Origin of the sequence: Roseomonas sp. BN140053, from assembly GCF_047690175.1 — a bacterium.
Taxonomy (GTDB): Bacteria; Pseudomonadota; Alphaproteobacteria; order Acetobacterales; family Acetobacteraceae; genus Roseomonas.
The window spans coordinates 22,883-29,715 of record NZ_JBLLEB010000049.1; the positions used below are offsets into that span (position 1 = coordinate 22,883).

Consider the following 6,833-nt stretch of genomic DNA (forward strand, 5'->3'; position numbering starts at 1 on the left):
GGATGCGTAACGCCCCACTCCTCCTGCTGGCGGGCATTCTCCTAGCAGGCCTGCTCCTGGGCGTGCTGGCCATGATCGAGGTGCGCCGGACGGGCCGGCTGCGCGCGCGGGTTCTCGCACTGGCCGGAAAGCCGGCGGTCAGCCTGGCCCTGCCGATGCCCAGCATCCGCGTGACGGAAACGCACCGCAGCCCCATGCAGCTCCGACTCCTGCGCGTAGTGCAGTTCGATCCGGACCTGCCCGAGGCCCAGGTCATCCCATGGCCAGTCGTGGCGCTGATCGCAGCTATCGGCGGAATAGTTGCCACGTGGCGGCTCGCGGGAACGCTCGGGATGCTGCTCGCCCCCGTCGCCGGGGTGCTGAGTACCCTCCTCCTCGCCCGCAGCCTCTTCAAGTGGCAGAAGCGGCGATATGAGGACGCCGTGTTCCAGCAGGTTCCGGATGCACTGGGCCTCGTGGTGCGGGCCATCCGCGCCGGCCTGCCACTCGCCGAAGCCCTGCGCGGCATCGCCCGCGAAGGCCCCTCGCCGATCCGGGAAGAGTTCGCACGCGTAGTGGGCGAGATCGCGATCGGCCGGCCAGTCGACGGCGCGCTGATGCGGGTCTACGCGCGCACCGGCCTGACCGAGTTCTCCTTCCTGGCGGTCACGCTGGGGCTGCAGGCCCAGACCGGCGGCAGCCTGGCGGAAACGCTGGAAACCCTGGCGGACATGTGCCGCAAGCGCGTCGCCATGGGCAAGCGGGCCAAGGCCTTGGCGGCAGAGGGCCGAATGCAGGCCGGGATGCTCTTCGTCCTGCCCTTCCTGGCCGCGGCGGGTATGTCCTTTATCCAGCCCTTCTACCTCCGCACCTTCACGGAGAACCCGACCGGCCAGCGCTTGGCCATGATCGGCTTCGGCCTGATGCTGCTGGGGCTGTTCAGCATTCGTCACCTCATCCGGCAGGCAGGACGGGACTGATGCTGGCGATCTCCTCCCTCTGGCTGCTGACCATCGCTGCCGCGCTCGGCGCCGTCGGGCTCGCCGTGGCAGCGGCGACCCTGATCGCCCGCGTGGCCGAGGAGCGCGACCTCGCGCGGCGGATCCGGGCCGCGGTGCCGTCAGCCGCCGCGGCGGGTGGCGACCAGCCCCCCGCGCGGAAGCGTATCTCACCATGGCTGCCCCTCTGGCAGCTGGGCGAATGGCTCCACGGCAGTGCGCTGGTTTCGGAGAAGGAGCTGAAGGAGTTTCAGCGCGCCGTCGCGGCCGCCGGGATGAATGCGGACCGGGCGGTGCCTCTGTTCCTCGGCGCGAAGGCGGTGCTCATCGTCCTGGCGCCTTTGGGCGGCTTGGCGGTCGCTCTGGTCGTGGGCTTCGACGGCCTCTGGATAGGCGTCTCGGTGTTCCTGGGCATCGCGGCGGCGATCTACGTCCCGAACATCGTCATGGGACGGCTGCGCAAGCCCTTCCAAGAAAGCCTCCGACGCGGCTTGCCGGATGCCCTCGACCTACTGGTGGTGGCCGCGGAGGCCGGCCTCGGGCTCGAAACGGCGATCGACCGCGTGGCGCGGGAGATGGCCGGCACGAACCGCGCGATCGCGATCGAGCTCACCGTGCTGGTCCAGGAGATGCGTATCCTGCCCGACCGGCGGGCGGCGCTCGAACGGCTCGGCGAGCGGACCGACGTAGAAGGCTTCAAGCGTCTGGGAGCTACCCTGTCGCAGACGCTGCGATACGGCACGCCTCTGGCCCAGGCCCTGCGCATCCTCGCCACGGAGATGCGGCAGGAACGCATGCTGCGGATCGAGGAGAAGGCCATCCGCCTGCCGGCACTGCTGGTCGGGCCGCTGATCCTTTTCATCCTGCCCGCCTTGTTCATCGCCCTGATCGGCCCTAGCCTCATCGAGATGGGGCGCTCATTCGGCACGGGTCAGTAGGTTTGCGGTTTTCCGTCGTGGGGGGGCTGCTCGGGCTCCTGCTCCTCGCAGCTTGTTCCACCGGCACCGGAGAAACCTCCCGGGGCCTTCGTGAGCCGGATGGCGGGTCACGCCTCCGGGTCGCCGCCGCGGCAGAGGCCTCCGGCCAGCTGGACCTAGCCCTTTCCTTGTACAGGGCCGCTGCTGAGGCCGAGCCTCGCAACCCTGCGGTGCTGGCCCGCCTGGCGAGCGCCCTTTCCCGTTCCGGCAACGATGCCGAAGCGCAGGACATCCTGGACCGCGCCCTGCAACAATCCCCGCGCGATCCCGCGCTGATCAACCAGATGGGCCGGCTCCAGATCCGGCGCGGGCTGGCCCGACCGGCGCTGGAAACCTTCGGCCAGTTGCTCGCCGCCAAGCCCGACGATGCCGCCGCACTCGATGGACGCGGCATGGCCTTCGACATGCTGGGCCAGCACGCGGAGGCACAGGCGAGCTATCGCGCCGCTCTGGCGGCCTCCCCCGGCGCTATTGGTCCGGCCAACAATCTCGGCGTCTCCCTCCTGCTGGCGGGCCGGTTCCAGGAAGCGCAGGCCGTGCTCGAACCCCTCGCCCGCCGCCCTGGCGCGACGCCCCGTGTCGCGACCAACCTGGCGATTGCCCGTGCGGCGCTGGGTGATCAGGATGCAACGCGCGACCTGATCGGCGACCGTGCCACCCCCGCCGACCTGCAGGCTTTGTTGCGTGCGCTCGGAAACCGCACGCAGGAGCTTGGCCGCGAGTAGAGGTAGATCGTTCCGGCCTGTGGTTTTCTACCGGCCCGAGCTCGACCGCGATGATCTCCACTGCCATCGACAGTCGCTCGCAGCTCGCCGTCAGAGAATGTTTGCTCCCGGTTGCTACCGCTGCTCCAGTCGGACCCTAGACCAACTCTCTCCCAGCAAGTACAGGCCGCGCAGAAGCGCAGGTATGGCCTGGGTTTTTGCTTGCTGGGTTGATGGTCCTATTGCGGAACGAGCGCCGACTTCTCTCTCCGGAGCGCGTTTTGTCTCCGGGGGTTGGGAGTTGGGCGATTTAGCCAACAACCTTTAGTGCTTTGATCTACATCGCTTTCGGCGTGGATGCCGGCCTCGTAAGTTCGAGGTCCGACTGCTCGGGCGGTCTGCTTCAACGGCTAAACGGGTCCGCTTCAGGCCCAACTCGACCAGCAGCACTGGCGAGAGGCGCTACGCTCGGGCTCCCTTCTCCCCGGCTCTTGAAGGCCACCTGACCATCTTTCATATCGCGCCTCCGGTGCATTTAGGCCTTGGAGGACGTGCGTGAGTGAAACGGTGGAGCGCCACGAGTTCGGCGCGGAGGTCGGGCGTCTGCTGGACCTGGTGGTCCATGCCCTCTACTCGGACCGTGAGATCTTCTTGCGCGAGTTGGTCGCCAACGCCGCTGACGCGACTGATCGCCGGCGCTTCGAGGCCCTGACCGGTGCAGCCCCTGCGGTGCCGGAAGGCGCCGGCGTCCGCATCGTCCCCGACAAGGAGGGACGCACCCTCAGCATCTCCGATCCCGGGATCGGCATGAGCAAGGCCGAGATGGCCGAGAACCTCGGCACCATTGCCCGCTCCGGCACACGCGCCTTCACGCAATCACTGTCCGACGCCAAGCCCGGCGACCGCCCCAGCCTCATCGGCCAGTTCGGCGTCGGCTTCTATTCCGCCTTCATGGTGGCCGAGCGCGTCGAGGTCACCTCCCGCCGCGCAGGATCCGACGAGGCCTGGGTGTGGGCTTCTGAAGGACGCGGCAACTACACCTTGGCACCTGCCAGCCGAGAGGAGCCGGGGACTGACATCGTCCTGCACATCAAGCCTGATGCCGATGAGTTCCTGGAGCCGATCCGGCTACGGACCATCATCCGCAAGTGGGCGGACCACATCACCATCCCGATCACGGTAGCACAGGACGGAGTAGACGAGCCCGCCAACGAAGGCACGGCGCTGTGGCGCAAGCCTAAGTCCGAGGTGAGCGCCGGGAGCTACACGGAGTTCTACCGCCACCTCGGCCACTACTTCGACGAGCCCTGGGCCACGCTGCACTGGCGGGCTGAGGGCACCACCGAGTTCACCGCCCTGCTGTTCATCCCCGGCATGAAGCCGTTCCAGGCCGTGGAGGGGGAGCGGGAGAGCAAGCTGCGCCTGCACGTCCGGCGCATGTTCATCACCGACGAGGCGGCGCTACTGCCGTCCTGGCTGCGCTTCGTGCAGGGCGTGGTGGATACCGAGGACCTGCCGCTGAACGTGTCGCGCGAGATGCTGCAGGCCACGCCAGTACTGGCCCGCATCCGCCGCGCGGTCACCAACCGCGTGCTGTCGGAGCTGAAGACGCGCGCCAAGGACGCGGAGGACTACGCCAAGTTCTGGGAGAACTTCGGCCCCGTCCTGAAGGAGGGAGTCTGGGAGGACGGGGAGCACCGCAAGGACCTAGCCCCCTTGCTGCGCTTCCGCTCCTCCGCCGTGGAGGGCTGGACCACCCTCGCCGACTACGTAGCGCGGATGAAGGAGGGGCAGGAGGCAATCTACGTCCTGTCCGGCGAGAGCCCAGAGGCGCTGGCCAAGTCACCTCAGCTGGAGGGCTTCCGCGCCCGTGGGGTCGAGGTGCTGCTGCTGTCCGACCACATCGACGCCTTCTGGCCGGAGCGCTTGGACCGCTTCGAGGAAAAGCCGATCCGCAGCATCACTCAGGGCTCGGTGGACCTGTCCAAGGTCGCGGCCGGGGATAGCACGCTCGAGGACGCGGCCGACGTTTCGGAACTGATCCCGCTACTCAAGGCGGCGCTGCAGAAGGATGTTTCGGAGGTGCGGGCGACCGACCGCTTGGTGGACAGTGCCGTGGTGCTCGCCGCACCCGAGTTTGGCCCCGACCTGCACATGCAGCGCCTGCTCCAGCGTGCCGGGCGCGGCCTCGGCGCTGGCTTGCCGGTGCTGGAGATCAACCCGCGCCATCCGCTTATCCGTGCCCTGGCGGCGAAGCCGGAAGCAGACGTGTCGGACGCGGCCGGCCTGCTGCTTGATCTCGCGCGGGTGCAGGACGGCGAGAGCCCGCGCGATCCGGCCGACTTTGCCCGGCGTGTGGCCGAGGCCTTCGCCGCCAGCTTGGCCTGAATTAGCTAGGGGAGGATGCTATCAGAGGGGGGCGGACCGTCCCTCTCCCCTCCCCGACAAGGCAGTTCGCCCTCAGCGAAGCGCGAGAGCTGCCCTATGTATTCATCTAGCGGGTGGAAGGCCGTCGCCGCCTCGCGCAGCTCCCGGTTGGCGTAGCACCAGTACAGGGCCGTCACCGCGAAACCCTCCGCTCCCAGCTGCCGTACCGTGAGATCGTAGCGTCCGTGGCCGGCGACTAGCGGCCTCCGATCGCCTGATCGATCGCCACCCTGACTGACCGCGCGATGGGGCTGCGCTTATTGCCGCCGTGATGTGGCGGGCGAATACTCGTCGCACGACAAGGCCGCTGGACAGGCCCGGTGGTCCGCGCAGCAACGGCGGCGTGGCACCCTGACGCACCGACGAGCCATCGAGATCGCGCCTGAGGAGGAACACGGATGTCATTCTACCACGGCATGACCTGCGAGAACGTGGCGCTCGAAGGGGACGGCGGAACCCCGATCACCGCCTACGTAGCCAAGCCGGAAGGGGCAGGCCCCTTCCCGGGCGTGGTGCTGGTCCACCACCTCCCCGGCTGGAGCGAGTTCTACATCGAGACGACGCGGCGCTTCGCGCACCACGGCTATCTCGCGATCTGCGCCAACCTCTATGAGCGCGCCGGAGCCGGCAACCCGGACGACGTTGCGGCCAAGGTCCGTGCGGAGGGCGGCGTTCCCGACGCTCAGGTGATCGGTGACACCGAGGCTGCCGTGGGTTGGCTACGCTCGCAGCCCGAGCACAACGGCAAGGTGGGGCTGTTCGGCTCCTGCTCAGGCGGCCGGCACGCTTTCCTCTATGCCTGCCAGAAGCAGGACGTTGATGCCTGCGCCGACCTCTGGGGTGGCCGCGTGGTGATGGGCAAGGAAGAGCTCAACGCCAAGACGCCTGTGGCGCCCATCACGCTGACCAAGGACCTCCCCTGCCCCTTGATCGGCATCTTTGGCAACGACGACCGCGCACCGAGCCCGGAGCAGGTGAATGAGCACGAGGCCGAGCTCAAGGCACACGGGAAGGACTACGAGTTCCACCGCTACGATGGCGCTGGGCATGGCTTCTTCTACTGGCACCGGCCGCTCTACCGGCCCGAGCAGGCCATGGATGGCTGGAGCAAGGTCTTCAGCTTCTTCGGCAAGCACTTGGCGAAGTAGGGGGCCCTGAACATGTGCACGTCCATCGTCGAGATCGTCCCCGCAGAAGGCATGGCGAAGCGCGGGGACGAGTGGTTTCCGCTGACACAGGCAGTGGTCGCCTATGACCACGCGCGCCATGCGCCGTTGGGCGACGTCATCACGCTCGACTTCATCAACACCGGCCTTGAGCCTGGAGCGCGCGCCGGTGTCGAGCTGACGCTTGAGACCGCCAAGGAGCTGCGCGCTGCGCTCGATCGGGCGATTGCAGCTGCGGATCGTGAGGAAGCGGAGGTGCGCGGTAAGGGCGTGCCGTCGCTTCTTGCCCGGGCAGCATGACCCCGGCGACGAGTGCATGGCGCATTGGCGCTGATCGACTCTCACGAGGTCAGTGCGTGTGACGGACTCAACCCGCAGTGGTGTCCCCCGCTCACCACTCAGCACTGGGCCATGCTGGCCAGGAGGGTGCTGAACACCGGCGTGACCCGGGGCAAGAAGCTAGAGCAGTTTCCGGTCATTCCGGCTCATATCCGCACGCGGTGAAGTAGTTGGCGCACTCGGCGGGCGTGAACTGCGGGAGCGCATCGGCGATGGCGGCCCAGAGGTCCGGGATGGTGCGGG

Annotated in this window: 6 protein-coding genes and 1 pseudogene; 6 read left to right on the plus strand and 1 reads right to left on the minus strand. The window is 67.9% G+C overall.

From position 1 onward, the window contains the following. Positions 1-2: 2 nt before the first annotated feature. From ACLIBK_RS23400 to ACLIBK_RS23425, 6 genes are all read left to right on the plus strand, one after another. Complete coding sequence (locus ACLIBK_RS23400) at positions 3-959, plus strand: type II secretion system F family protein (protein WP_415389720.1); 957 nt, start codon at positions 3-5, stop codon at positions 957-959. Further along, positions 959-1,915, plus strand: a complete 957-nt coding sequence (locus tag ACLIBK_RS23405) for a type II secretion system F family protein (RefSeq protein WP_415389721.1) — start codon at positions 959-961, stop codon at positions 1,913-1,915. The genes ACLIBK_RS23400 and ACLIBK_RS23405 overlap by 1 nt, the downstream gene beginning before the upstream one ends. Before the next feature lie 17 nt (positions 1,916-1,932). Beyond that, entirely contained in the window at positions 1,933-2,679 is a 747-nt protein-coding gene (locus tag ACLIBK_RS23410; protein ID WP_415389725.1) for a tetratricopeptide repeat protein, read from the plus strand. A 534-nt stretch (positions 2,680-3,213) separates the two neighbouring features. Next, complete coding sequence (gene htpG / locus ACLIBK_RS23415) at positions 3,214-5,046, plus strand: molecular chaperone HtpG (protein WP_415389722.1); 1,833 nt, start codon at positions 3,214-3,216, stop codon at positions 5,044-5,046. 437 nt (positions 5,047-5,483) lie between these two features. Next, positions 5,484-6,233, plus strand: a complete 750-nt coding sequence (locus tag ACLIBK_RS23420; protein WP_415389723.1) for a dienelactone hydrolase family protein — start codon at positions 5,484-5,486, stop codon at positions 6,231-6,233. A gap of 12 nt (positions 6,234-6,245) precedes the next feature. Beyond that, positions 6,246-6,551 carry a DUF6295 family protein gene (locus ACLIBK_RS23425; RefSeq protein ID WP_415389724.1) on the plus strand — a complete coding sequence of 102 codons (306 nt, stop codon included), beginning with the start codon at positions 6,246-6,248 and terminating at the stop codon, positions 6,549-6,551. A gap of 175 nt (positions 6,552-6,726) precedes the next feature. On the opposite strand, the pseudogene ACLIBK_RS23430 reads toward ACLIBK_RS23425, so the two are convergent. Continuing rightward, positions 6,727-6,833: pseudogene (locus ACLIBK_RS23430) on the minus strand (IS630 family transposase); the annotation flags it as partial.

Excerpts from the sequence above, each read along its gene's own strand:
- ACLIBK_RS23405 (WP_415389721.1), top strand. The coding sequence starts at position 959 with ATGCTGGCGATCTCCTCCCTCTGGCTGCTGACCATCGCTGCCGCGCTC.
- ACLIBK_RS23425 (WP_415389724.1), top strand. The coding sequence starts at position 6,246 with ATGTGCACGTCCATCGTCGAGATCGTCCCCGCAGAAGGCATGGCGAAG.
- ACLIBK_RS23420 (WP_415389723.1), top strand. The coding sequence starts at position 5,484 with ATGTCATTCTACCACGGCATGACCTGCGAGAACGTGGCGCTCGAAGGG.
- ACLIBK_RS23400 (WP_415389720.1), top strand. The coding sequence starts at position 3 with ATGCGTAACGCCCCACTCCTCCTGCTGGCGGGCATTCTCCTAGCAGGC.